Source organism: Dactylosporangium sucinum (assembly GCF_014647515.1).
Taxonomy (GTDB): Bacteria; Actinomycetota; Actinomycetes; order Mycobacteriales; family Micromonosporaceae; genus Dactylosporangium; species Dactylosporangium sucinum.
The window spans coordinates 15,104-36,849 of record NZ_BMPI01000085.1 but is presented as its reverse complement, the minus strand read 5'-3'; the positions used below and the strand labels follow the sequence as shown (position 1 = coordinate 36,849).

21 protein-coding genes are annotated in these 21,746 nt (G+C 73.1%); 9 read left to right on the top strand and 12 right to left on the bottom strand.

Features of this window, described 5'->3' with window-relative positions:
* Window positions 1-72: 72 nt before the first annotated feature.
* Genes IEZ31_RS48810 through IEZ31_RS48800 form a run of 3 tightly spaced genes read right to left on the bottom strand, consistent with a single transcriptional unit; the run spans window position 73 to window position 1,060 of the window.
* Entirely contained in the window at window positions 73-375 is a 303-nt protein-coding gene (locus tag IEZ31_RS48810; RefSeq protein WP_190256981.1) for a hypothetical protein, read from the bottom strand.
* The gene (gene trxA / locus IEZ31_RS48805) at window positions 372-686 is read right to left on the bottom strand and encodes a thioredoxin (protein ID WP_190256980.1); all 315 of its coding nucleotides are present in this window, start codon (window positions 684-686) and stop codon (window positions 372-374) included. The genes IEZ31_RS48810 and trxA overlap by 4 nt, the downstream gene beginning before the upstream one ends.
* Entirely contained in the window at window positions 683-1,060 is a 378-nt protein-coding gene (locus IEZ31_RS48800; RefSeq protein ID WP_190256979.1) for a MerR family transcriptional regulator, read from the bottom strand. The genes trxA and IEZ31_RS48800 overlap by 4 nt, the downstream gene beginning before the upstream one ends.
* Before the next feature lie 140 nt (window positions 1,061-1,200).
* Between IEZ31_RS48800 and IEZ31_RS48795 the strand changes: the two genes are divergently transcribed.
* The 3 genes from IEZ31_RS48795 to IEZ31_RS48785 all read left to right on the top strand — a co-directional run bounded on the left by IEZ31_RS48795 (window position 1,201) and on the right by IEZ31_RS48785 (window position 3,345).
* Window positions 1,201-1,734: a hypothetical protein gene (locus IEZ31_RS48795; protein WP_190256978.1), complete on the top strand. Its 534-nt coding sequence runs from the start codon at window positions 1,201-1,203 to the stop codon at window positions 1,732-1,734.
* A complete protein-coding gene (locus IEZ31_RS48790; RefSeq protein WP_190256977.1) occupies window positions 1,721-2,848 on the top strand; it encodes an MAB_1171c family putative transporter in 1,128 nt (375 codons plus the stop codon). The genes IEZ31_RS48795 and IEZ31_RS48790 overlap by 14 nt, the downstream gene beginning before the upstream one ends.
* Window positions 2,849-2,940: 92 nt before the next feature.
* Window positions 2,941-3,345: a type II secretion system protein M gene (locus IEZ31_RS48785; protein ID WP_190256976.1), complete on the top strand. Its 405-nt coding sequence runs from the start codon at window positions 2,941-2,943 to the stop codon at window positions 3,343-3,345.
* A gap of 274 nt (window positions 3,346-3,619) precedes the next feature.
* On the opposite strand, the gene IEZ31_RS48780 is transcribed toward IEZ31_RS48785, so the two are convergent.
* The 6 genes from IEZ31_RS48780 to IEZ31_RS48755 all read right to left on the bottom strand — a co-directional run bounded on the left by IEZ31_RS48780 (window position 3,620) and on the right by IEZ31_RS48755 (window position 11,328).
* Window positions 3,620-4,090 (bottom strand): hypothetical protein, encoded by a 471-nt coding sequence (locus tag IEZ31_RS48780; RefSeq protein WP_190256975.1) that lies wholly within the window; start codon window positions 4,088-4,090, stop codon window positions 3,620-3,622.
* Window positions 4,091-4,163: 73 nt separating this feature from the next.
* Window positions 4,164-6,143 (bottom strand): DUF4132 domain-containing protein, encoded by a 1,980-nt coding sequence (locus IEZ31_RS48775; RefSeq protein ID WP_190256974.1) that lies wholly within the window; start codon window positions 6,141-6,143, stop codon window positions 4,164-4,166.
* Between the two features lie 302 nt (window positions 6,144-6,445).
* On the bottom strand, window positions 6,446-7,270 hold the full coding sequence (locus IEZ31_RS48770; protein WP_190256973.1) for a sensor histidine kinase: 825 nt from the start codon (window positions 7,268-7,270) through the stop codon (window positions 6,446-6,448).
* A gap of 69 nt (window positions 7,271-7,339) precedes the next feature.
* Complete coding sequence (locus tag IEZ31_RS48765; protein WP_190256972.1) at window positions 7,340-7,921, bottom strand: CHASE domain-containing protein; 582 nt, start codon at window positions 7,919-7,921, stop codon at window positions 7,340-7,342.
* Window positions 7,911-10,763: a beta strand repeat-containing protein gene (locus IEZ31_RS48760; RefSeq protein WP_190256971.1), complete on the bottom strand. Its 2,853-nt coding sequence runs from the start codon at window positions 10,761-10,763 to the stop codon at window positions 7,911-7,913. The genes IEZ31_RS48765 and IEZ31_RS48760 overlap by 11 nt, the downstream gene beginning before the upstream one ends.
* A 79-nt stretch (window positions 10,764-10,842) precedes the next feature.
* Window positions 10,843-11,328 carry an RrF2 family transcriptional regulator gene (locus IEZ31_RS48755; RefSeq protein WP_190256970.1) on the bottom strand — a complete coding sequence of 162 codons (486 nt, stop codon included), beginning with the start codon at window positions 11,326-11,328 and terminating at the stop codon, window positions 10,843-10,845.
* Window positions 11,329-11,424: 96 nt separating this feature from the next.
* Between IEZ31_RS48755 and IEZ31_RS48750 the strand changes: the two genes are divergently transcribed.
* Window positions 11,425-12,180 carry an SDR family oxidoreductase gene (locus IEZ31_RS48750; RefSeq protein WP_190256969.1) on the top strand — a complete coding sequence of 252 codons (756 nt, stop codon included), beginning with the start codon at window positions 11,425-11,427 and terminating at the stop codon, window positions 12,178-12,180.
* A gap of 406 nt (window positions 12,181-12,586) precedes the next feature.
* Here the strand turns inward: IEZ31_RS48750 and IEZ31_RS48745 are convergent, their stop codons facing one another.
* Window positions 12,587-13,240, bottom strand: a complete 654-nt coding sequence (locus tag IEZ31_RS48745; protein ID WP_190256968.1) for a response regulator — start codon at window positions 13,238-13,240, stop codon at window positions 12,587-12,589.
* Entirely contained in the window at window positions 13,237-14,628 is a 1,392-nt protein-coding gene (locus tag IEZ31_RS48740; protein WP_190256967.1) for a histidine kinase, read from the bottom strand. The genes IEZ31_RS48745 and IEZ31_RS48740 overlap by 4 nt, the downstream gene beginning before the upstream one ends.
* 132 nt (window positions 14,629-14,760) lie before the next feature.
* On the opposite strand from IEZ31_RS48740, the gene IEZ31_RS48735 reads away from it, so the two are divergent.
* From IEZ31_RS48735 to IEZ31_RS48720, 4 genes are all read left to right on the top strand, one after another.
* Window positions 14,761-15,270, top strand: coding sequence for a hypothetical protein (locus IEZ31_RS48735; protein WP_190256966.1), 510 nt, complete (start codon window positions 14,761-14,763; stop codon window positions 15,268-15,270).
* A complete protein-coding gene (locus IEZ31_RS48730) occupies window positions 15,267-16,724 on the top strand; it encodes a multicopper oxidase family protein (protein ID WP_190256965.1) in 1,458 nt (485 codons plus the stop codon). The genes IEZ31_RS48735 and IEZ31_RS48730 overlap by 4 nt, the downstream gene beginning before the upstream one ends.
* 36 nt (window positions 16,725-16,760) lie before the next feature.
* Window positions 16,761-18,134: a sugar porter family MFS transporter gene (locus IEZ31_RS48725; protein WP_190256964.1), complete on the top strand. Its 1,374-nt coding sequence runs from the start codon at window positions 16,761-16,763 to the stop codon at window positions 18,132-18,134.
* Between the two features lie 190 nt (window positions 18,135-18,324).
* Window positions 18,325-19,176, top strand: coding sequence for a slipin family protein (locus IEZ31_RS48720; protein ID WP_190256963.1), 852 nt, complete (start codon window positions 18,325-18,327; stop codon window positions 19,174-19,176).
* Between the two features lie 71 nt (window positions 19,177-19,247).
* On the opposite strand, the gene IEZ31_RS48715 is transcribed toward IEZ31_RS48720, so the two are convergent.
* Complete coding sequence (locus IEZ31_RS48715; protein WP_229837023.1) at window positions 19,248-20,915, bottom strand: MFS transporter; 1,668 nt, start codon at window positions 20,913-20,915, stop codon at window positions 19,248-19,250.
* A 427-nt stretch (window positions 20,916-21,342) separates the two neighbouring features.
* Here IEZ31_RS48715 and IEZ31_RS48710 point away from each other — a divergent pair, with 427 nt between their 5' ends.
* Window positions 21,343-21,558 (top strand): hypothetical protein, encoded by a 216-nt coding sequence (locus tag IEZ31_RS48710; RefSeq protein ID WP_190256961.1) that lies wholly within the window; start codon window positions 21,343-21,345, stop codon window positions 21,556-21,558.
* The last annotated feature ends 188 nt before the right edge of the window (window positions 21,559-21,746 follow it).

Sequence of the window (21,746 nt, the reverse complement as noted above, 5' to 3'; positions counted from 1 at the left end):
ACCGATGGCCGCCGGGACAATCCGGCGGCCATCGTGTCGTCCCGGCGGCCCGTTCAGGTAGCTCATCCGCTGCTAGAGCAGGTCGAAGAGCGTCTCGATTCTGGCGGCCAGGACCGCGTCGAAACCGCCCGCCACCCGGATGCTCACCACGCCGCCGCCGCCGTCGGACCGGGCGAGGGAAACCGTCAAGGGCGGCGTGCCCGACAGCGGGTAGGTGAACCAGGCGTCGGGCGGGTCGTCGTCGTTCGTGTCCTCCAGGACGCCGGTCAGCGCCACCTCGTCCAGGTGGTCGTACGCGTAGCCGGTGTAGAGGCTCACGTGCTCCAGGAACCGGACCAGGTTCTCCTCGAACACCCAGCCCGCGACGATGCTCATAGCGCCGCGTCGAGCTGTTCCTTGAGTTTCGACTTCGGGCGGGCGCCGACCACCTGGGAGACCACCTCGCCGCCGCGGAAGACCGTCAGGGTCGGCATCGACAGGACCCCGTAGCGGCGGACCGTCTCCGGGTTGTGGTCGGCGTCGAGCTTGACGATCTTCGCGCGGCCCTCGTACTCGTGGGACAGCTCGGCCAGCACCGGCGCGATCCGGTGACACGGGGGACACCACTCGGCCCAGAAGTCCACCAGGACCGGCACGTCGCTGGCGAGCACCTCCGCCGCGAAGGTCTCGTCGGTCACGGCCTTCATCGTTCCTCCTCCTCCACGGCCCGCTCCTCCATGGCCTGGGCCAGTTCGTGGCGCACGAGGTCGCGGGCGGCCTGCAGCCGGGCGATGCAGCCGTCCAGGTCGGCGAGCTTGCGGCTCAGCACCTCGATCGACGCCGGGCACTCGGCGCCGGACGCGCGGCCGGAGCGCAGGCACTCGACGAACGGGCGGGTGTCCTCCAGGTTGAAGCCGATGTCGAGCAGCGACCGGATCTCGCGCACGAGCCGCAGGTCGCGTTCGTCGTACTCCCGGTAGCCGTTCGTGGTCCGCCGGGCCTGGATCAGCCCGTGCTGCTCGTAGTAGCGCAGCGACCGGGCGCTCGTCCCGGCCCGCTCCGCCAGCTCCCCGATGCGCATGGGCCAACCGTAGACCCTGACGCCGGTGTCAAGGCCAGCGCCAGCGGACGGTCGTCGCTGTCTCACGCCGGGTCATCGACACACCTTGCGAGTCCGACCGACGGCGGACAGCGACTAGGCTGATTGTCGGGGGAGGACCGATGCGTCTGAAGAAGCTGGAGCGCGAGTGCCGGCGGCTGCTGGCCGGCTTCGACGTGCCGCAGCCGTTCGACCTCGACACCTTCGTCGCCGACATCGCGGCCCGGCGAGGGCGGCCCATGCACCTGCACCCGCTGCCCGCCCCGCACACCGAGGGCGCGCCCTGCGGGGTGTGGCTCGCGACCGAGCAGGCCGACCACGTCTTCTACGCCGCCGGCACCGGGCGCATCCACCAGCAGCACATCATCCTGCACGAGATCGGGCACGTGCTGTGCGACCACGTCGCGCCCGGGCTGGAGCCCGACGACGCGACCGCGCTGCTGCTGCCCGACCTCGACCCGGCGACGGTGGCCCGCGTCCTGCACCGCTCGTCCTACACGGCACCCCAGGAGCAGATCGCCGAGATGATCGCGACGATGATCAACGAGCGGGCGCTGAACGACTACGTTCGCCGGCCCGACGACCCGCTGCTCGGCCGGCTGCACGAGGCGCTGGCCGAGGATGCCCGGCGGACGGAGCGCCGTGGACCCCGTTGACTACCTGGAGCTGACCGTCCTGGCCCTGCTGTGGGGCTTCACGATCTGGCGGTTCACGCGGAGGCAGACCCGGCTGGGCCGCGCGGTGCGGCTGGTCGCCCTGCTGATCACGATCTCCTTCACGATCAACCGCCGCGAGCTCTCCTACTGGACCGACCAGGTCCTGCACGTGGCCGACATTTCGGTGCCGCTGAAGAACCTCGCGACCGTCGGCGCCTCGGCCGGCATGGTGCACATCGTCGGCCTGATGTCGCCCGAGCCCGAGCGGCACCGACGGCTGCGCGCCTGGACCTACGCGCTGCTGGCGGCCATGTCGGTGGCGATGGTGGTGCTGTTCCTGCTGGCGCCGCGCCGGATGGAGCGGTGGGACTTCGTCTACGAGCAGGCGGGCACGCCGATCGTCACCGCCTACGCCTGCCTGACCCAGCTCGGCCTGGCCGTGGGCCTGGCGTGCGCGATCGCGCTGTTCCGGCCGGGCGGCCGGCGGGCGGCGCCGGGTGCGCTGCGCACCGGGCTGCGGCTGCTGAGCGCCGGCGCCATCGTCGGCCTGCTGTTCATGCTCAACCGGATCGCGTTCCAGCTCACCAACGCGGCCGGCTGGTCGATCTGGGACAGCCCGCTGCTCACCTCGATCTCCCGCCTCCTCCTGGCGTCGATGCTGCTGCTGTTCGGCGCAGGCGCGGCGGTGCCGGCCTTCGGCGGGGTGCGCCGCTGGCTGTCGCACTACCTCGCACTGCAGCGGCTGAGACCAATGTGGCATGAGCTGACGACGGCGGTCCCCGGCGTCGTGCTGGGCGAGCGTCCCGGCCGCGTCGAAGAGCTGTTCGCGTTCGGCAGCGTGGAGCTGCGCCTGTATCGCCGGATCATCGAGATCCGTGACGCCCAGTGGCAGCTGGCCGGCGGCGCCGACGGCCCACCCACCGAGATGGGCAGACAAGACGTGGACGGCGAGGTCCGCGAACTGCTGGCGTCGCGACGCGCGCAGCGCACCGCGACGCAGCCGATCACGGCCCCGCCGGTCGCACCTCAACCGGCCCCGCCGGCCGCGCGAAGCGTTGTGGCCACCCCCGTTGCATCCCCCGGCCACAACGACCCGCCCGACCGCCCCCGGTGAGCAACTGAAGTTTATGGGTCCCCCGCCCCCGTAAATCTCAGCTTATGATGGAGGCTTCCACCGCGAGGGTGGGATTGTCAAGGGTTGATGCCATGACCGACATGACGCTGGCGGCCAAGCTGGACCGCCTGTTTCGCACCGTGCACCCGGCCGGCCGCGCCGAGTACACGTACGAGGAGGTCGCGACCGCCATCCGCGACCGCGGCGTGATGATCTCCCACACCTACATCTGGCAGTTACGCAAGGGAGCCCGCGACAACCCCACGAAGCGCCACCTGGAGGCGCTCGCGGAGTTCTTCGGCGTCAACCCGGCCTACTTCCTGGACGACGAGGCCGCTCGACGCATCGACGAGCAGCTGGAGCTGCTGGCCGCCCTCCGCGACAACGCCGTGCGCACGGTCGCCCTACGGGCCGCGGGCCTGTCCGCGCCGAGCCTCCAGGCCATCCAGGGCATGATCGAGCAGGCCCGCAAGATCGAGGGCCTCCCACCCGCCTGACGGTGGCCGAGAGTGTGGGATGACCGGAGGGTTGCCGTTCCGCCGAGCGTGTGGCCGGTCCGGGGTGGCGGGTGATCCGGTCGGTGGGGCGTTCGATCCGGTAGGAGTTGTGTCGGGCGCGTTTGATGACGCGGGGACAGGTGCGGTCCCGGCGGGGCGGGTTGGGCCGCTGGCGGATTTTGTCGCAGCAGCTCGTCCAGGGCGCCGGGAGTGTGGGGCGGCGCAATACGTGGGTGGGCTGGAGGAGTGGCTGCGGCCACGGACGCGTGAGCGGCTAGACCGAGTCGTCGAGGTGGGTGTGCCAGACTGCGGCGGCCTGGTGGTGGCTGTCGACGCCGGCGAGGAACGCCTCGCCGAGCCCGGCCCGGTCGACGCCGGTGAGCTGGAAGAACTTCGGCCGGTGGACGGCGAAGCCGCCTGGGCTCGCTGGCGGCCGGTACGGCACGGCGATCGTCAGTGACGCCTCGCCGGGTCCGTACTCGACGGCTTCGATGATGAGCGCGTCGAACTTGCCGGCGTCGAGGGTGACGTAGCCGTCGACGACGAACACTGCCCGTTGCGCGCCGTGCTCGTTGGCGGTGAGGACGTCCCGGCCGATCTCGCCGACGAAGCAGGTCGCGCCCCGCCCGTGGTCGGCGTGCTCGTAGCCGAGCATCGGGAAGAGGGTCTCGCCGTCGGAGAGGTTCCGGATGTTCCGGATCTGGTGGGCGGCGAAGTAACCGGCGAGCCGGCCGAGCTCATGCATGCCCGCGAGCATGCCAAGTCAGCGCAACAGTACTCCGGACGGGTGCGGAGCTTGCGACGTTGCACGGAATGACTCACTGACTGACTTCCTGCAGATCATGGATGAGCTCCGACACGGCGACCGGGTCGATAGCGCCGAAGCCGGGGACGGGCTTGCCGTCGGCGTGGGTGGGCAGCCACACGTTGCCGAGCGTCTGCTGCTGTTCGGCGGTGACGTCGCCGATGAACATGCCGGGGTCGAGGTCGATCGAGGCGACGAGGCCGCCGGGCAGGTCGCGCTCCAGCGTGCACAGCATGCCGCCGTCGCCGGCCTTGCCCATCCGCCAGCCGCGGCGCACCAGCCCGAGGAGCCGTCCGACGTGGACGGTGCGGCCGTCCTGCCGGTCGAGGCTGTGGGCGGTGCGCTCGTTGTCGGTCAGCACGTGGACGTCGCGACCCAGCTGCGCGAACGGCTGCAGGATCTCGTAGTCGGCGAACACCTCCGCCCACGCCGCCAGCCGGTCGCCGAGCCGGAGCGGGTGCGCGAGCCACACCGTTGCGGTCGCGGTGACGACGATCGGCTCGTCTTCCACGTCGGCGTACGTGCGGTCCTCGGCCACCCGGAAGCACGCCTCGCCACCGTCGGGGCCCTCGGACGTCACCCAGAGCAGCCGGCGCGCGACGTGCCACAGCAGCGGATGTCCCACCAGGTACCGGTGGAACTCCGCACTGCTCCACCGGCGCTGGTCGGCCATGGCGCGCTCGAGGCGGCGGATCTGGTCGGCCGCCACGGTCCGCACGTCCTTCTTCAACCCGAGGAACCGCTGGTGCGCGGCGGGCGCGGCGACCGGGTCGTCCTTCACTCCGGGCCTGGGCAGCGCGGCGCGGCGGGCACCGGCGGCGTCGGTGACATAGGGCATGAGGTGCTCGTCGAAGCCGACGATGAACCGACGCGGCCCGTAGTCGAGGCCGAGGCTGCCGTCGGTGTCGAGACCGAGGTCGGGCACGAGGCGGTCCGCGAGCTGCTCCAGGGTGAGGCCGGTGTCCCGGGCCAGGGTCTCCAGCCGCTCCCTGGCGAGCCGGCGGGTGCTGTGCTTGGCGGCTTTGTCGGCGACGCCCTGGATATGCATGAGCGCCACGTCGGTGCCGATCGCGGTGAGCACGTCGAGGCCGCGCGCGGCCCGGGTGTGGTCCTGGTAACCGGGCCAGGAGCGGATCAGCGGACCCAGCCTGCGGGCCGTCTCGTCGTCGCCGATGAGGCCCTGCATGTCGAGCGCCCATCGGCCGGCCGACGGACAGTTGGCGTCGACCCAGCGCAGCAGGAGGGCCCGGCCGAAGGCGGCCAGCGAGCCGGGGTCGCAGACGTCCTTCACGATCTCCAGACCCGCATACGGCAGGGCGGGCTGGGACAGCGAGAGCATGGTGACCACGTGCTGCGCCGACTCGACCGGCAGGGTCCGCACGCCGTCCCGCAGCCGGATCGTCGGCAGCGTCGGCACGCCGACCCAGCGCGGGATCTTCGGCAGCGTCGAGGGCAGCAGCTCGAGCGGGTCCGTGTCGAACATCGCCCGGATCGCGGCGCCGGCCGCCGAACCGTAGTCGTCGGCGGCGGCGAGCACCAGATCCCGGTGACCGTCCGTGGCCAGCGCCAGCAGTGCGTGCTCGGCGAGTTCGCGGCGCGGGCCGGGCTCCTCCAGGGCCGGCGGCACGAGATCGCGGGCGGCGGCGGCCGGGTGGCGGGACAGCCACTGCCGCGCGAGGTCGCGGGTCCACGCCGACCGGGACTTCACCCGCAGCTCCATCATCAGGTCAGCCAGCTCCGGGCCGGTGAACGGCAGCAGCCGCAGCGTCGTCTCGGTGACCATCTCCCGCGACAACGCGACGAGGTCCGGCACGGCGTGCAGCGCGTCGGCTCCCGGCGTGCCGTCGGACGCCAGCGGCGCGGAGCGGGTCAGGCCGGGCACCACGACCGGCTCGCGGCGGCGGGACCACGGCGGGGTGACGAGCACATCCGGCAGCCCGTCGGGCCCAGTGGCCGCCGGGTCGGTCGTCGGCGGCAGGTCCGTCGTGGTCACGCAGTCACCTCACGCAGGTCACGGATGAGTTCGGACATCAACCTCGTCCCCGAACTCATCCGGCAACCGAGGCGTGCGCCGAAGCTGCATCCTATTCGTGTCCGTTGGTACCGCGTTCGAGGACGGTGCTTGCCGGGGTGATCGGCACCCTAGGTCGCGTGAGTATCGCCGGTGGTGATGCCGGGTCCGTACCGGCAGGACCGAGTGCCGCGTCTTTTCCTTGCACCACAACGGATTCGGCGTGTCACCACCGCGGAACCGCCGGCGACTACCCAACGTCACCCGCCGTTACCCGGAAAGGCTCAGTGGACCCTGGAGCGGCCCGTCGGCTGGGTTGGGGTCGTGGTTGCCGGGGGCGTCGGCAGCGTGATGTGGAAGCGGGCGCCGCCGCCCGGGTTGTCCGTGGCCGTGATCGCGCCGCCGTGGCGGGTCGCGATGCGCTGGCAGATGGCCAGGCCCAGGCCCGTGCCGGGGAACGGCGAGTCGCGGTGGGCTCGGTGGAAGCTCTCGAAGATGGCCCGGTGCTGGCCCTCCGGGATGCCGATGCCGCGGTCGGCGATGGTCAGGCAGACGTGGCCGTCCCCGGTCGACGCGGTGATGTCGAGGCGCGGGGTCTGGCCCGGGGGCGTGTACTTGACGGCGTTGCCGATGAGATTCTGCAGGAGTTGCCGCAGCAGTACCGGATCCGCGTGCACCGCCGGCAGGGGGCCCACGAACACCGCAGGGGTCACGGCGTCGGGGCGGGCCGCGGCGTGTTCCAAGTGGCGGGAGACCGTCTCGTCCACCACCGCGCGCAGGTCGATCGGCACCGGCTGGAGGGCGGCGTCGCGCGCCGTCGCGTACGTGAGCAGGTCGTCGATCAGGCGGCGCATCCGCTCGACGCCCGCGCGGATGCGCGCCGCCGGGAACGGCGGCGCCTCCGGCTCGGCCAGCAGCTCGGCGTAGCCGGCCACCGCCGCCAGCGGGGACTTCAGATCGTGGGCGGCCACCGCGGCGAACGAGCGCAGGTCGGCCTCCTGCTCGCGGAGGGCGGTGATGTCGTACCACGACGCCACCGCCCCGACGGCCGCGCCCGACGGGTCGCGGTACGGGGTGTCGCCGAGGAAGTCCTGGGCCCGCAGGCCCATGAGGATCCAGCCGCGGAAGTCCCGCGCCGGGCCGAGGACGGGCGCCGTCAGGACGGAGCCGAGCTGCTGCTAAGCGTGGGGCAGCTGCTGGTCGATGATGAAGTGGTACGGGTCGGAGGCGCTCACGCTGCCGGTGGCGCGCGACCGCAGTACCGCTGCCGTCACCTCTGCCGACTGGCGGGTGTCGATGCCGATGCGGGGCTCGGACCGCCCGTCGAGGATGTGGTTGAACACCACGAAGTGGTGCTCCCCCGCGCCGCTGGCCCGCAGCGTGAGGCCCTCGGCGCCGCGGTCGCGCCACAGCGCCTGGGCGGCCGGGATCTGCGCGTCGGAGGCGGTGGCGACGTACACCACGTTGGTCGCGCCGGCCAGTTCCATCCGCTCGATCGGGGCGACCGCCTGCTCGAACTTGGTGCGGGTCAGCGGTTCGTAGGCGCCGAGCGCCGCGGCGAGCGCGGCGACGGTGTCCGTGTACCGGCCGGCGACGCCGGCGGTCGCGGCCGCGGCGAGGGCCGAGCGCTCGGCGAACTGCTGCCGCGCGTCGGCCGCCTGCCGCCCGGCCACCGCGGTCGCGGCGGCGGACACTCCCAGCCCCACCGCGGCGACGAGCGCCGTCACCGCGGCGACGAATCCGGAACCCCTAAGCGGCATGCCGGGGGCGGTAGACCGAGCGCAGCCACGTGCGGCGCCCGCCGAGCAGCCGCAGGACGGCGCCGATGACGACCGCCCACGCGCCGATGACGCCGAGCGCCCCGGTGGCGGCGCCGGTGACGGCGAGGTCCTCGCTCGCGACGGCGACGGGCACGGAGAGGTACCGCAGCGTGTTGTCCGGCGCGAGCCCGGCCGCGACGAGCGTGTGGGTGCCCGAGGCGAGGCTTGCCGGGAGCGGCACGGTGACGCTGAACGCTCCGCCGCTGTCGGTCGTGGTGGTGCCGAGCTCGACCGGCGTGGAGTACACGACGAGCGTGATGGTCGTGTTCGCCTTGTAGCCGCTGCCGCTCAGCGTGACCGTGCCGCCCGGCACCGCGGTGGAGCCGTTCGAGTTGCCGAGCGTGCCGTCGCCGGCCGGCGGCCCGTCGGCCGGCACGGTGACCGGCACCGGGTCCTGGATCACGCTGAACTGCCTGGCCACCGGGGTGGCAGCGGTCCAGTTCGCGTTGCCGGCCTGCGCGGCGCTCAGGCCGCAGGTGCCGACCTTCACGAGCGTCACGGACGTCCCGCTGACCGTGCACACGTCGGTCGTGGTGCTGGTGAAGGCGACGGTCAGCCCGGAGCCGGCGGTGGCGGCGACGGTGACCGGGCCGTCGGACAGCGCCGTCGAGGCCGGCGGCGTGAAGGTGATGGCCTGCGCGCCCTTGGTGATCTCGAACGACCGCGCGACGGTCGTCGCCGCGTTCCAGTCGGTGTTGCCGGCCTGGTCGGCGTTGACCGTGCAGGTGCCGGCGGCGACGGCGGTGACGGTGCGGCCGGCGACCGTGCAGACGGCCGGCGTGGCGCTGGTCAGCGCGACCGTCAGGCCCGAGGACGCGGTCGGCGCGACGGTGAGCGGCGCGGCGTCGAAGGTGCGGTCGGCGATCGTCGCGAACGTGACGGTCTGGCTGCCGGTGGTCACCGTGAAGCTGCGCTGCACCTGTGGCGCGGCGGCGTAGTCGGCGTCGCCGGCCTGGTCGGCGCTCACCGTGCAGGTGCCGGTCCTCACCAGCGTGACGGTCGTGCCGGAGACGGTGCAGACGAGCGGGGTGGCGCTGGTGAACACGACCGGCAGGGTGGAGCTCGCGGTTGCGGAGACGGCGACGGTACCGGTGTCGAGCGCCTTGTCGGTCAGCGCCCCGAAGGTGATGGTCTGGCCGTTGCCGGCGACGGTGAACCCGCGGTCGACGGCGGCGGCCGCGTTCCAGTCGGCGTCGCCGGGCTGGCTCGCGGTGAGCGTGCAGGTGCCCGTCTTCACCAGCGTCACGGTCGTGCCGGACACGGTGCACACGTCGGCGGTCTTGCTGGAGAACGTCACGGCGAGGCCGGACGAGGCGGTCGCCGACACGGTCACCGGGCTGTCGGCGAGCACCTTGCCGCTCGGGGCGGTGAAGGTGATGGCCTGCGCGCCCTTGGTGACGGTGAACGACCGCGACACGGTGGTCGCCGCGTTCCAGTCGGCGTTGCCGGCCTGTCCGGCCTCGACGGTGCACGTCCCGGCGGCGACGGCGGTGATGGTGAAGGCGCTGACCGTGCACACGCCGGTCGTGGTGCTGGCGAGGGTGACCGTCAGCCCCGACGTCGCCGTCGGCGCGACGGTGAGCGGCGCGGCGTCGAGGGCCCGGTCGGCCGGCTGGGTGAACGTGACGGTCTGCGCCCCCTTGGCGACCGCGAAGGACTGGTCGGTCCGGGTGGCGGCCGCCCAGTGGCCGTTGCCGGCCTGGTCGGCGTGGATGAGGCAGGTGCCGGCGGTGAGCAGGGTGACCGACGCGACGGAGACGGTGCAGACCGACGGCGAGCCGCTGGTGAACGTCACCGGCAGGGTCGAGGTGGCGCCGGCGGTGAGGGCGACCGGCGAGGCGTCCAGCGTGGTGTCGGCCGGGTCGGCGAAGGTGATGCTCTGGGCCTCCTTCGTCACCGAGAAGGAGATCGCGACCTGGGGCGCCGCGGCGAAGGTGGCGTTGCCGGCCTGATCGGCGTCGACGGTGCAGGTGCCGCCGGCGACCAGGGTGAGCGTCGAGTCGGCGAGGGTGCACACGCTCGGGGTGACCGCGGTGTACGCCACGGTCAGCCCGGACGACGCGGTCGCGGTGAGGTTGACGGTACCGGCGGTGATCGCCGTCGTCCCGGGCGTGTTGGGCGTGATGGTCTGCGCGTTCTTGGTGATCTGGAAGGTCCGGCTCACCTGCGGCGCGGCCGCCCAGTCGGTGTCGCCGGCCTGGTCGGCGGTGACCGTGCACGAGCCGACCGTCACCGGGGTCAGCGTGGTTCCGCTGACCGTGCACGTGCTCGGCGTCGTGCTGGCGAAGTCCACGGTCAGCGCGGAGTCCGCGGTCGCGCTCAGCGCCGGCGTCTGCGACAGCTGCGTGTTGCCCGGCCCGGCGAAGGTGATGGCCTGGGTCTTCTGGGTGACCTCGAAGCTGCGGGTCTCCTGGGACGCCGGGTCGTACGCGCCGTCGCCGGCCTGGTCGGCGGCGATCGTGCAGGTGCCCATCGCCACGAGGGTGATCGCGCTCCCGGCGATCGTGCAGACGCCGGTGTTCAGGCTGGAGTACGTCACCGGCAGGTTCGAGTCGGAGGTGGCCGCCGGCACGGGGGCCGTCCCGTTCCACGGCGTGTCCGGGAGGGCCGGGAACGTGATCGTCTGCGGCGTGGCCAGGATGTTCACCGGCCCGGCGGGGGCCGCGAGCGCCGCGCCTGGAGCGAGGCCGGCGCCCCCGGCGATCAGGAACGGCAGCGCGACCCGCGCCAGCGTGAGGCGCATGCCCTGCCGGTGCCGTGCGACGTACCCTCTGCGAGCCATCCGGTCCCCCGTCCGTCGCCCGGCCGGTCCAGGCCGGGGCGTACGAGGGAAACTAACGTTCCGTAGTCGGATGCGTACGCTAAATCGGGCGATCGCTCCCGAGCCACTCGCGGATGCCGGCGAACACGCCGGGGCCGTAGTCGCCCGTCACGCCGCGGGCCAGGTCGGCGATCGTCACGCCGCGCAGGGCGGCGCGCCAGGCCTCGTCGGCCGCCGCCATCGCCCGCGAGATCGCACAGGGGGCGGAGCACGCCTCGGCCGGGGTGGCGAGCGGACCCCGCTGGCGGATCTCCGTGCAGACGAACGCGGACGCCACCCCGTCGACCGCCTGGACCACGTCCAGGACGGTGATTTGCTCCGGCGCGCGGGTAAGTGCGTAGCCGCCGGCGTGCCCCTGGACCGACTGGACCAGCCCGGCCCGCGACAGCGCCTGGAGCTGCTTGGCCAGGTAGCTGGGCGAGACGTCGTGCAGCTCGGCGAGGCGGGCGGCCGGCACCGGATGCTCCGCGGCGGTGAGCACCACGCAACAGTGCAGCGACCACTCGACCCCGCCGGACATCTTCATCGTCACATCGTACTTGACTCGGACAGAGGTTGTCCGAGTACAGTCGACCCGGACAACAGTTATCCGAGTTCCTGAGGCAAGCTTCTGGAGGACATCGTGAAGATCGTCGTCATCGGCGGTACCGGACTCATCGGCTCCAAGCTCGTCCAGCTGCTGCAGGCCAAGGGCCACGAGGCCGTGCCCGCCTCGCCGGCCACCGGCGTCAACACCATCACCGGCGAGGGCCTGGCCGAGGCGCTGGCCGGCGCCGACGTCGTGGTCGACGTGGCCAACTCGCCGTCGTTCGAGGACAACGCGGTCATGGAGTTCTTCCAGACCTCGGGCAAGAACCTGCTCGCCGCCGAGGCCGAGGCGGGCGTCGGCCACCACGTCGCGCTGTCGATCGTCGGCACCGACCGGGCGCCCGACAGCGGCTACCTGCGGGCCAAGGCGGCCCAGGAGTCGCTCGTCAAGGACTCCGGCATCCCCTACACGATCGTGCGGGCGACCCAGTTCTTCGAGTTCGCGGGCCCGATCGCCCAGTCGGCCCGCACGCCCGACGGCTACCACCTCTCCCCCGGCGCGATGCAGCCCATCGCCGCCGAGGAGGTGTCGGCCACCCTGGCCGACGTGGCCCCGGAGCCGCCGCTCAACGGCACGGTCGACCTGGCCGGCCCGGAGCGCTTCTCCCACGCCGACTTCGTGCGCCGCTGGCTGGAGGCGACGGAGGGCGAGGCGGCGCTGCGCGAGGTGCGCATCGACCCGCAGGCCCGCTACTTCGGCACGCGGCTGGGCGACACCACGATCGTCCCCACGGGCCCGGCCCGCCTCGGCACCATCACGTTCGCCCAGTGGCTGGCCGCCCGCGGCTGAGCCGCGCTCCCGCGCCGCCGATCCCGCCGAGCCGGGACGGACGGAACCGAACCCGTCCAACCCGGCGCCGGCCGGCGCGCCCCGACCCGGCACGCCCGGCACGCCCGGCACGCCCGGCAGGACGGGCCACGGACGGAACCGGACCCGACCCGGCCGGCGCCGGAAAGAAGCCGGCCGGCGCGCCCCGACCCGGCATGCGCGGCAGGACAGGCCACGGGCGGAACCCGGACCCGACCCGGCCGGCATGGCGGCGCGAGCGAGCAGCGGCGCCGTCACGTTCACGAACGTGTCCTGCAACGGACGCAGCCTCGGACGGAATCCGGGTCCGCTCCCTCGGGCCGGCAAGGCGGCAAGACAGGCCACGTGCCCGTCCCCGGCCGGCGGCCGGACCGGCCGCGGGCGCGACCTACGGGATCACGAGGCCCGACTCGTACGCGAACACCACGAGCTGGGCCCGGTCCCGCGCGTGCAGCTTGGTCATCGCCCGGCTCACGTGGGTCTTGGCGGTGGCCAGGCTGATGACCATGCGCCCGGCGATCTCGTCGTTGGACAACCCGCGCGCGGCGAGCGCGACGACCTCGCGCTCCCGGTTGGTCAGCGAGTCCAGCGCGGCGGTCAGCGGCGCGCGGGGCGGCCGGGCGACGAACTCGCCGATCAGCCGCCGGGTGATCGCCGGCGACAGCAGCGCATCGCCGCGGGCGGCCACCCGCACCCCGTGCAGCAGGTCCTCCGGCTCGGTGTCCTTGACGAGGAACCCGGCGGCGCCCGCCCGCAGCGCCGCATACACGTACTCATCCAGCCCGTAGTTCGTCAGGATCACCACGTGCGTCTCCGTCAGCGCCGGGTCGGCGGCGATGCGGCGGGTGGCCTCGATGCCGTCGAGCCGGGGCATCTGGATGTCGACGAGCGCGACGTCGGGCCGCAGCTCGGCGGCGAGCTCGACCCCGCGCTCGCCGTCGGCCGCCTCGCCCACCACCTCGAACTCGTCCTCGCCGTCGAGCAGCGCCCGGAACCCGGCCCGGATCAGCGCCTGGTCGTCGACGAGCAGCACCCTGATCACGACGCGGCCACCGGCAGCGTCGCGCTCACCGTGAACCCGCCCCCGGGCCGGGGCCCCGCGTGCAGCGAACCACCGAGCGCGGCCACCCGCTCGTGCATGCCGGTGAGGCCGAGGCCGCGCTTCGGCGACGCGACCGTGCCACGGCCGGTGCCCCGGGCCGAGGTCTGGCCGGTGGGCAGGGCGGCGCCGCGGCCGGTATCGGCGGCAACGCGGCGGCCGGCATCCGGGACAGCTCCGCGGCCGGCATTCAACGCGACGCCCGGCTCGGTGTCCGCGACGACCCCGCGGCCGGCACCCAACGCGACGCTCGGCTCGGTGTCCGCGACGACTCCGCGGCCGGCGCGCGGGGCGACGGCGGGCTCGGCGGCCGGGGTCACGCCGCGGCCGGTGTCGTCGACTCGGACCGTGAGGGCGTCCTCGCCGTAGCCGAGGTGGACCGCCGCCGTCGCCGGGCCGGCGTGCCGGGAGACGTTGGTGAGGGCCTCCTGGACGATGCGATACGCGGCGCCGTCGACCGGGGCGGGCAGCTCTCTCGGCTCGCCGTCGACGTGGACGGTCACCGGCAGGCCGGCCCGGCGGGCGCCCTCGACCAGCGCGTCGAGGCGGGCCAGCCCGGACTCGCGGCCCGGCTCGGCCGCGTCGCTGCGCAGCACCTCGAGGGTGTCCCGCAGCTCCCGCATGGCCTCGCCGCTGGCCTGCTGGATCGCGACCAGGGCGGCCGGGACCGGCTCGTCGCGCCGGCGGGCCAGGTGCACGGCCACCCCGGCCTGCACCTTGATGATGGAGATGCTGTGCGTCAGCGAGTCGTGCAGTTCGCGAGCGATGCGCAGGCGCTCCTCGTCGGCGCGGCGCCGCGCGGTCTCCTCCCGGGTGCGCTCGGCGTCGGCGGCCCGCCGCTCGACCTGGTCGAGATAGGCGCGGTGCTGCCGGAACACCTCGCCGAGCACGCTCGCCGCGACCATCCAGCCGATCTGCAGGAACCAGCGCTGGAACAGGTCGGGCGGCGGGTGGCCGGCGCTGCGCAGCAGCTCCCCCGCGAAGCCCACGACCAGGATGGCCGCGATCGTCACGCCGGCCGTCCACCGGCGACCGCCGCGCACCACCGTGTAGAGCGCGACCATCACCGGCACGGCCGGCGCGACGCCGGGATAGCCGGCGATGAGATAGACGAGCAGGCACACCGCGCCCGTCCACAGCACCAGCCGCGGGAACCGGGCGCGCACCGCGAGCGGCAGCGCCCCACCGAGCAGCAGGAGCGCCGCGCCGGCGTCGAACGGCAGGCGGGCGGGCGGCGCGGCGATCCCGCCGGCCAGCGCGACCAGCGCGACGGCCACGGCCAGCGCCGCGTCGCGTCCCCACGGCGGCAGCCGCCGCCAACCACGAACCATGCGTCGAAAATAGGCGATCGCGCCGCGAGCCACGTCGGACCCAGGGTGGAGATGCGCAGTACGACCAGCGTGGTAGTCGCTGACAACCCTGGTCCGATGTGCGGGCGCGGCCGGCCCGGCAGGGTGTTGGGCATGAGATCGCACACGTTGCTGCGCGGCACGACCGCCGTGCTCGCCGTCCTGGCCGTCGCCCAGGTCGGCTTCGCGGGCAGCTTCCTCAGCGGCCACTACCCACCGCTGCGCTGGCACAGCCTGACCGGCATCACGATGGTCGCCGTGGCCCTGCTGCAGGCCGTGGTGGTCCTGCTGCCCGGCCGCCGCGACCGGCCCCGGATGATCCTCGTCGGCGGCCTTGTCCTGCCCTTCGCGCTGGCCGCCCAGGGCGCCCTCGGCATGCTGCGGATCCTGGGCCTGCACGTGCCGATCGGCGTGTTCATGGTGATCGGCACCCTCCGCCTCGCGGCGTGGGCATGGAGCAACCCCAAGGCCACAGAGACACCGGACACACCGAGCACCGCCGGGATGCCGAGCAGGGCCGAGACGCCGGGCACCGCCGGGACGCCCAGCAGAGCCGACACGCCCAGCGCCATCGCGACGGCGAGCACCGCCGGAGTCCCGGCCGCCGGGCAGGCCACGGCATGAAGCGCCGCGCCTTCCTCGGCCTCGGCGCCGCGGCGGTCGCGGCCGGCGCCGGCTGGGCCCTGCTGCGCCCCGCCTCCCCCGGCCGCCTCCTGCGCAGCACGGCCCCGCTCCCACCGAAGTTCCGGGCCCGCCTGCCGATCCCCGCGACCCGGGAGGGCACGGCCATCACGATCGTGCAGCGCGAGGCCGACCTCGACATCCTGCCCGGGCTCAAGACCCGCGCCTGGACGTACGACGGCACGTTCCCCGGCCCGACCATCGTGTCGCGGCGCGGGACGGAGACCGTCGTCACGCACCGCAACGAGCTGCCCGAGCCGACCGTCGTCCACCTGCACGGCGGCCACACCCCGGCGGAGAGCGACGGCTACCCGATCGATCTCCTGCTGCCCGCGAACGGTCAACCGGGGCACCAGCACCACGGCGACATGATGATGGGCGCCGTCGCGACCGGCGAGCGCGCGTACCGGTACCCGATGGGGCAGCGCGCCGCCACGCTCTGGTATCACGACCACCGCATGGGCGCCACCGCCCCGGCGGTCTGGCGCGGGCTGGCGGGCTTCCACCTGGTCCGCGACGACGAGGAGGACGCGCTCCCGCTGCCCGAAGGCGATCACGACGTACCCCTGATGATCACCGACCGCAGCTTCGCCGAGGACGGGTCGTTCCGCTACGCCGCCGACCACGTCGAGGGTGTCCTCGGCGACGTCGTGCTGGTCAACGGCGCGCCCTGGCCGGTCCTGGAGGTGGCGCCGGTGCGGTACCGGCTGCGGCTCCTCAACGCGTCGAACGCCCGCCGCTACCGCCTGGCGCTCGACCCGCAGCCGCCCGGCGGCGCCGCGTTCACGCAGGTGGGCAGCGACGGAGGGCTGCTCGCCGCACCGCTCACCCACGACGCGATCGACGCGGCCCCCGCCGAGCGGTTCGACGTGGTGGTCGACTTCGCGCGGTGGCGGCCCGGCACGACGGTGCGGCTGGTCGACCGCCTCGCGGGGCTCGACGTGATGCGGTTCGACGTCACCGGCGCGCGGCAGGCGGACGACAGCGCGGTGCCGGCGGTGCTGAGCCGCACCCTGGAGCCGCTCGGGCCGCCGAAGCGCACCCGCACCTTCCGGTTCCGCCAGTCGACCGACGGCACGTGGACGATCAACGACGAGGCCTACCGGCCGGGCCACGCGCTGGCGAACCCGCGGCTCGGCGAGGTGGAGCGGTGGCGGTTCCTCACCGACTTCCACCATCCGGTGCACCTGCACCTCGACCCCTTCCAGGTGCTGTCGCGCAACGGGCACGACGTCGCGCGGTACGACATGGGGTGGAAGGACACCGTGGACGTGCGGCCGGCGGAGGCGGTCGAGGTGGCGGTGCGCTTCACCGACCACACGGGGCTGTTCTTACTGCACTGCCACAACCTGGAGCACGAGGACATGGCGATGATGGCGGACTTCAGGGTGGAGTGACCGCATGGGCCCCGGCGGGCGGGGTAGCCCGTCGCCATGGCCGGCTACCCCGCCGCGGGCCGCGTCCGTGGCACCGCCGTCAGCGTCAACTGGTCGATCCTGGGCCCGGCGCTCGTCGCCGCGCTCGGCGGCTTCCTGTTCGGGTACGACACCGGCGTCATCTCGGCGGCCCTGCTGTACCTGAGCGTCGCGTTCGGCCTGTCCAGCACGATGCAGGAGGTGGTCGTGGCCGCGCTGCTGCTCGGCGCGATCGTCGGCGTCGTGGGCGGCGGGCCGCTCGTGGACCGGTTCGGCCGCCGCCGGATGCTCATCGTGTCGGCGGCGGTGTTCTGCGTCGGCGCGCTCGCGTCGGCGTTCACCCCGGGAGCCGGGGTGCTCGTCGCCGCCCGGTTCCTGCTGGGCATGGCGATCGGCACATCGTCGCTGGTGGTGCCGACCTACATCGCCGAGATGGCGCCCCGGCAGGTGCGCGGCCGGTTGGTGTCCCTGCAGCAGCTGATGATCACGGTGGGCATTTTCGTGTCGTACCTCGTGGGCTTCGCGTTCTCCAGCTCCGCCGGCTGGCGGTGGATGCTGGGACTGGCCGTGGTCCCGGCGGCCGCGATGCTGCTGGGCCTGCTGACCCTGGCCGAGAGCCCGCGGTGGTTGCTGACCCGTGGCCGCGACGACGAGGCCCGCGCCGTCATGCTGCGCTCCCGCGGACCGCGCGAGGCCGACGAGGAGCTGGCCGAGATCCGGGCGATCAGCGCGGCCGAGCGCGACCTGTCGTTCCGCGACGTGTTCACCCGCAAGCTGCGCCCGGCCGTGCTGCTCGGGGTGGCGGTCGCGGCGACGAACCAGCTCGTCGGGGTCAACGCCGTCATCTACTACACGCCGACGCTGCTGACGCGGGCCGGGTTCGGCGACTCGGCGGCGCTGCTGTCGACCGTCGGCATCGGGCTGGTGAACATGCTCGTGACGATCGCCGCGCTGCTGGCGATCGACCGCGTGGGGCGCCGCCCGCTGCTGCTGTGGGGCACCGCCGTGGTCGTGGTGTGCCTGGCCGTCCTCGGCGGGCTGTACCTGCTGCCGAGCCAGACCGGCATGACCGGCATCGCGCTCGTGGTCGTGCTGTGCGTGTACATCGCCGCGTTCGCCGGCAGCCTGGGCGTCGGCATCTGGCTCATCAACAGCGAGATCTTCCCGACCGCGGTGCGCGGCAAGGCGGCCGGCGCGGGCACGGTCACCCACTGGTCGCTCGACTTCGTCATCTCGCTGACGGTGCTGACCACGATCTCGGTGTTCACCGCGACGGGGCTGTTCTGGATCTACGGGGTCTTCGGCGTCCTCGGGTTCCTGTACCTGTACCGCAACCTGCCGGAGACGAAGGGCCGCAGCCTGGAGGACATCGAGCAGGCCTTGCGCGGCTGAATATCGATTGTCCTTCGTCGCCCCGGCTGGGATCGTCATGGGCGGCCCCGGCGGCTTCAGAAGCCAAGCGCCCACGCGGGCGACGCACTGGCGATCACACCAAGCTCGTCGTCTGCCTTCCCGGCGACCGATCCCTTCACATCGGATCCGCTACGGGGCCACCCTTTCCTTCCTCCGGAGGTGTGCCCCAATGAGCCGGCATCACGTCATCGTGCGCAGCACGCACCGCGGCCTGCGGTACGTCGACGGACGGTTCGACGCCCTGCTGGAGCCGGGCCGCTACGAGGTGCCGCCGGTCCGGCGGTTCCTGCGCGCCCCCGGCCCGCGCGTCGAGATCGTGCACGTCGACCTGCGGCAGCGCGAGTTCACCATCAAGGGCCAGGAGATCCTGACGGCCGACAAGGTGGCGGTACGGGTCAGCATCATCACGCAGTACCGCGTGACGGACCCGGTCGCCGCGGTCGAGCGCGTCGAGGCGTACGAGGACCGCCTCTACAGCGACGTCCAGCTGGCCGCGCGCCGCTCGCTGGCGTCGATGACCCTCGAGGCGATCCTCACCAACCGCAACCAGCTCAGCGAGGACATCCTGCGCGACGTCGAGTCGATCGCCACCGGCTACGGCGTGGAGATCCTCCGCGCCGACGTCAAGGACCTGGCGTTCCCCGGCAACCTGCAGGACATCATGAACCGGGTGCTCGCCGCCGAGCGGCTCGCCGAGGCGCAGCTGGTCGAGGCGCGTACGAAGGCCGAGCGCGAGGCCCTGGAGGCGACGGCCCGCGCCGACGCCGACCGGGTCGCCGCCCAGGCCCGCGCCGACACCACCCGCCTGGCGGCGCAGGCCGACGCGGACGCGCAGCGCATCCGGGCCGACGCCGAGGTCGACGCCCTGAACCGCCGCTCGGCGGCCGCCGCGGCCTACGCGCAGCACCCGGCCCTGCTCCGCCTGCGCGAGCTGGAGACCCTGGGCGCGCTGAGCGCCAACCCGGGCGCCCGGCTGTACATCGGCTTCGACAAGCACCTGGACGACGTCGGCGGCCAGTGAACGCTCGCCGGCCGGCGCCTCCCCGGGGCGCCGGCCGGTCGCGCACGAACCCGGCGGCGCCTACCCGCCGGCTACTGATCCTCGTCGTGGATGTAGACGCCGCCGCGGAGCAGGGAGACGACCGCGGCGGCCACGGACAACGCCGCGGCCAGGGTGAAGACCACGACCAGGCCGTCGTGGAACGGGCCGGACAGCAACCGCGGCAGGAACGTCCGGTCGGTCAGCGCGTGCACCGTCACCGTCGGCAGGGTGTCGAGGACGCCGGCCGCGTTGAGCAGGGTGCCGAGCGGGTTGACGCCCAGGAACGCGGAGAACATGAGCTCCACCGGTGGTACCGCGGCCACCGCGTCGGCGGCCGGGGTCGGTACGTCGAGCGTGACCAGCTCGGTGCGCAGGGTGACCGGCAGCGAGCGGGACAGGCCGGCGACGAGCAGCGAGAAGAACACGCCGATCGACAGCACCATGCCCGTGTTCTGGAACGTCGCCCGGATGCCGGAAGCGGCGCCGCGCTCGGCGGCCGGGACCGAGTTCATCACCGCCGTCGTGTTCGGCGCGGAGAACAGGCCGGAGCCGATGCCGTTGATCGCCAGCAGCGCCGCGAACCCCGGGTAGCCGAAGTCGACCGGCACGAGCAGCAGGCCGATGAAGCTGGCCGCCATGACGAGCAGGCCGCCGGTGGCGAAGAGGCGGGCGCCGTACCGGTCGGACAGGTATCCCGACAGCGGCCCGGCGACGACGAAGCCGAGGGTGAGCGGCAGCAGGTAGATGCCCGCCCACAGCGGGGTCTCGGCGAAGTCGTACCCGTGCAGCGGCAGCCAGATCCCCTGCAGCCAGATGATGAGCATGAACTGCAGGCCGCCGCGGGCGATGGCGTTGAGCAGGGTCGCCAGGTTCCCGGCCCAGAACGCCTGGATCCGGAACAGGCGCAGGTTGAACATCGGGTCGCGGACGCGGGTCTCGATCACGCAGAAGGCGGCGAGCAGCAGGGCGCCCAGGATCAGCCCGCCGGCGACGACGGGGTTGGTCCAGCCCTCGGTGTGGCCGTGGTACGGCTGGATCCCGTAGGTGACCGAGGCCAGGAGGATCGTCAGGCCGGCGGCGAAGGTGAGGTTGCCCGCCCAGTCGATCCGGACGTCGGCGCGGCGCGGCGAGCACTCGCGCAGGTTGCGGTAGGACCACCAGGTGCCGGCCGCGCCGACCACCACGCTCACCCAGAAGATGGCCTGCCAGTGCCAGGCCGACAGGATGCCGCCGAGCACCAGCCCGATGAATGTCCCGGCCAGCCCGGCGACCTGGTTCACCCCGAGCGCGGTGCCGCGCCGGCGGGGCGGGAACGCGTCGGTGATGATGGCGGTCGAGTTGGCCATGAGCATCGCGCCGCCGACGCCCTGGACGAGCCGCCAGCCGATCAGCCACAGCACGCCGCTCTCGCCCTCGAACGGGGTGAGCGCGAGCGCCACCGACGCTCCCGTGAACACCGCGAAGCCAGCGTTGTAGATGCGCACCTTGCCGTAGATGTCGCCCAGCCGGCCCAGGCTGACGACGAGGACGGCGGTCACGAGCATGTAGCCCATGAGCATCCACAGCAGGTAACCCACGTTCCCGCGCGCCAGGGGATCCAGGTGTACCCCGTTGAAGATCGCCGGCAGCGAGATGATCACGATGGACGCGTTGACGGTGGCCATGAGCATGCCGACGGTCGTGTTCGACAGCACCGACCAGCCGCCGCGGTCCGCCATCCGCCCACTGTCCGCGCCGCCGGGCCGGGTCGCCCTCATCCAGGGGGCATGACCGGTGACCGAGCGTGTTCGTCAATCCGAATTGTTCTCGTTTCCGGCGGCGTAATCGCAATGTGATGCAGGGCGTTCACCGGCGGGTCCCGCCGGCATTCTTCCTGCGTGCGGCGGGTGGTCGCCGTTCGATTGAACACCTCGCCGGCGCAAGAATTGTTCATTCACCCGGGAATTCGTTCGAATCGCTGGCCGTGACCATGACACCGAAGGGTGCCGGTGCCATACTTTCGGCCGGACGTGTTGCCGTAAGTGGACCGCAAATCCGGGCGGCGCGTCCGGCACGTCCCGCCGGCCGGCTGTTTTTCCGCACACCCGGCCGAACCGTTGGAAGGCGACCCCACTCAAGGTTCGAACCGAGTAGACAGGAGAACCGATGTTCCCCGCACTCCGCGTGTCGCGCCGGCTCGGCGCCTTACTCCCCCCGGCCGACCTCGGCCCGAGGGCGGCCCTGGTCGCGGTGCTGACGCTGGTGTTCGGCTTCGCCCAGCTGGTGCTGCAGGCGAGCGGCTCCGCCCTGGCCGCCGGCGTGCTGCCGGCCGCGCTGACCGGCTGCTCGCTGCTGGCCGCACGGCTGTCGGCCACCGAGTAGCGGCACGAGGTTTGGGGGTCTCCCGCCGCAAACAGGAGACCCCCGCCCGATCCGCTACCCGTTGGAAGGCGTCCGCCGGAATGGCCGAACCGGGAGACTCGGACGCCACCAATCGTGCGCGCACACACGGCCGGGCACAGCCCGCCGAGCGGTCGTTTCTGCCGGTATCCCCGCCGTCGATCCCGGCC

Coding starts and splice junctions, on each gene's coding strand:
- IEZ31_RS48785 (WP_190256976.1), top strand. CDS start 2,941: ATGACCGACATGACGCTGGCGGCCAAGCTGGACCGCCTGTTTCGCACC.
- IEZ31_RS48795 (WP_190256978.1), top strand. CDS start 1,201: ATGCGTCTGAAGAAGCTGGAGCGCGAGTGCCGGCGGCTGCTGGCCGGC.
- IEZ31_RS48810 (WP_190256981.1), bottom strand. CDS start 375: ATGAGCATCGTCGCGGGCTGGGTGTTCGAGGAGAACCTGGTCCGGTTC.
- IEZ31_RS48710 (WP_190256961.1), top strand. CDS start 21,343: ATGTTCCCCGCACTCCGCGTGTCGCGCCGGCTCGGCGCCTTACTCCCC.
- IEZ31_RS48720 (WP_190256963.1), top strand. CDS start 18,325: ATGAGCCGGCATCACGTCATCGTGCGCAGCACGCACCGCGGCCTGCGG.
- IEZ31_RS48740 (WP_190256967.1), bottom strand. CDS start 14,628: ATGGTTCGTGGTTGGCGGCGGCTGCCGCCGTGGGGACGCGACGCGGCG.
- IEZ31_RS48800 (WP_190256979.1), bottom strand. CDS start 1,060: ATGCGCATCGGGGAGCTGGCGGAGCGGGCCGGGACGAGCGCCCGGTCG.
- IEZ31_RS48715 (WP_229837023.1), bottom strand. CDS start 20,915: ATGGCGGACCGCGGCGGCTGGTCGGTGCTGTCGAACACGACCGTCGGC.
- IEZ31_RS48755 (WP_190256970.1), bottom strand. CDS start 11,328: ATGAAGATGTCCGGCGGGGTCGAGTGGTCGCTGCACTGTTGCGTGGTG.
- IEZ31_RS48770 (WP_190256973.1), bottom strand. CDS start 7,270: ATGGGCCTGCGGGCCCAGGACTTCCTCGGCGACACCCCGTACCGCGAC.
- IEZ31_RS48735 (WP_190256966.1), top strand. CDS start 14,761: ATGAGATCGCACACGTTGCTGCGCGGCACGACCGCCGTGCTCGCCGTC.
- IEZ31_RS48760 (WP_190256971.1), bottom strand. CDS start 10,763: ATGGCTCGCAGAGGGTACGTCGCACGGCACCGGCAGGGCATGCGCCTC.
- IEZ31_RS48730 (WP_190256965.1), top strand. CDS start 15,267: ATGAAGCGCCGCGCCTTCCTCGGCCTCGGCGCCGCGGCGGTCGCGGCC.
- IEZ31_RS48725 (WP_190256964.1), top strand. CDS start 16,761: ATGGCCGGCTACCCCGCCGCGGGCCGCGTCCGTGGCACCGCCGTCAGC.
- trxA (WP_190256980.1), bottom strand. CDS start 686: ATGAAGGCCGTGACCGACGAGACCTTCGCGGCGGAGGTGCTCGCCAGC.
- IEZ31_RS48765 (WP_190256972.1), bottom strand. CDS start 7,921: ATGCCGCTTAGGGGTTCCGGATTCGTCGCCGCGGTGACGGCGCTCGTC.
- IEZ31_RS48780 (WP_190256975.1), bottom strand. CDS start 4,090: ATGCATGAGCTCGGCCGGCTCGCCGGTTACTTCGCCGCCCACCAGATC.